Here is a 1,884-nt window from a genome sequence, read left to right as displayed (position 1 = left end):
TCCGACAACAGGTCTAGCGCCCGGCGGTTGAAGATATCGAACTGGATCGCCTGATCGCGGCCGGCCACGGCTTCGGCGAGGCGGAACGCGCCGCCGACATCGCTCTTTTTCCCGGTGACCAGAGCGTCGAGCGTCGAAGCGATCTCCAACCCGCCATACTGCGTCAAGAGGATCGCGGTGCGGGCGCTGCCCCCTGCCCGCTCGGCCAGTGCCGCGCGCGCCGCCGGATCCTCAGGCGGCGCCGGCTCGGTCGTTTCCAGCACCGTCATCAGGTCGTCGGCGTCGAGCGGGTTCAATCGCACCACCTGACAGCGCGACCGGATCGTCGGCAGCAGACTGCCCGGCGCGTGGACAATCAGGATGAACAGCGTCCGTGCCGGCGGCTCTTCAAGATTTTTCAGCAAGGCATTGGCGGCATTGGTGTTCATGTCGTCGGCGGGGTCGACGATGACGACCCGGTAGCTGCCGTCATGCGAGGTCAGCGACAGGAAGCGGCTGACCTTGCGGATCTCATCGACGGTGACGACCGTCTTGAAACTCTTGGTCTTGTCGTTCAGCGGCCGGGTCAGGTGCAGCACGGAAGGATGCGCCCCGGTGGCGATCTGGCGAAACAGCGACGACGCCGGATCGGGAGCGGCAAGGCTTTCCGGCGCCTGCGCGAAATCCGGGTGCTTCAGCAGATGATGCGCAAGGTGGAAGGCGAGCGTCGCCTTGCCGATGCCGACTGGCCCGGAAAAGATCAGCGCATGCGGCAGCTTGCCGGCGCGATAGGCGGCGGTGAGCACGCCTGCAGCCTGGCCGTGCCCGACCAGAAGGGGCGTTTCGGAGGGCTCCGGCACGCCGTCGAGCGTGTCGTGCTGCTCGGGTGCGATGCGCTCGAAGATCATGCCGGCGTCGCCTGCCTGTCGCGTGCCGGCGCTCTCGCCGCCAGCGCCGCGAACACTGCCGCGGTGACGACGTTCTCAACCGCGTCGGGCTCGGCGGCTGCGTCGACGACGATGCAGCGCTCCGGCTCGGCCTTGGCGATCGCCAGAAACGCCTCGCGGCGGGCCCGGTGGATCGCCAGCGTCTCCTTTTCGAAACGGTCGGCGACTGCCTCCGCGCCGCGCCGCAGCGTTGCGCGCCTCAGGCCTTCCGCTGGGTCGATGTCGAAGATCAGCGTCATGTCCGGCATCATGCCGTTGATGGCGACCTGTTCCAGCGCATCCATGAATGCCGGATCGATGCCGCCGGTGACGCCCTGATAGACGCGTGAGGAATCGAGGAAGCGGTCGCAAAGCACGATGGAGCCACGCTCGACCGCCGGCCGGATCACCTGCTCGACATGATCGGACCGCGCGGCGGCGAACAGCAGCGCTTCCATCTTCGGCCCGAACGGTTCGGCGGCGCCTGAAAGCAATACGTGCCTGACCGCTTCGGCGCCCGGCGAGCCGCCGGGTTCGCGGGTAAGCAGCACGTCGTATTTCTTGGCGCGCATCTTCCTGGCCAGCCGCTCGATCTGCGTCGACTTGCCTGCCCCCTCGCCGCCTTCGAAGGTGATGAAAAAACCGCGTGCCAACCGAGAGGCCTTCTTGTCCATGGCTGAATGGGATTGTAGCGCTCTAGATAGTCCGCGTTGGGTCAAACGTCCATGCCGTCAATTTTTTGCCCTTATGCATGCCGTTCCCCAAAACCATGGCTGGTTTTGAGCGACATGCGTTAGCGCAGCCAGCCGACCGCCAGTTCCTTGACGGCATCGAGCGCGCGCTGCGGCAGCGTGCCGACGCCGATCGATTCGGCTGCGAAAAGCGGCGTCTCCTGGCTCAGCGTATCGCCGATCCAGACGCGCAGCGCACCCACCGGCTGCCCCTCCTCCACCGGTGCTGCAACCGGGCCGTCATAGAC

The 1,884-nt window shown here is 66.3% G+C and carries 2 protein-coding genes and 1 pseudogene; all 3 read right to left on the bottom strand.

All coding sequences use genetic code 11. The features are described 5' to 3' along the window. A partial coding sequence (locus EN914_RS33825) for a DNA polymerase III subunit delta' (protein WP_127389603.1) occupies positions 1-887 on the bottom strand: 887 nt, incomplete at its 3' end. After that, complete coding sequence (gene tmk / locus EN914_RS33820) at positions 884-1,558, bottom strand: dTMP kinase (protein ID WP_024505515.1); 675 nt, start codon at positions 1,556-1,558, stop codon at positions 884-886. The genes tmk and EN914_RS33825, both read right to left, overlap by 4 nt. Before the next feature lie 140 nt (positions 1,559-1,698). Beyond that, positions 1,699-1,884, bottom strand: a pseudogene (locus EN914_RS33815) (D-alanyl-D-alanine carboxypeptidase); the annotation flags it as partial.

The organism is Mesorhizobium sp. M7A.F.Ca.CA.001.08.2.1 (assembly GCF_003998455.1).
In the GTDB taxonomy this organism is placed as follows: Bacteria; Pseudomonadota; Alphaproteobacteria; order Rhizobiales; family Rhizobiaceae; genus Mesorhizobium; species Mesorhizobium ciceri.
The sequence above is the reverse complement of the archived record's forward strand: the minus strand, read 5'-3'. Positions and strand labels throughout refer to the sequence as shown.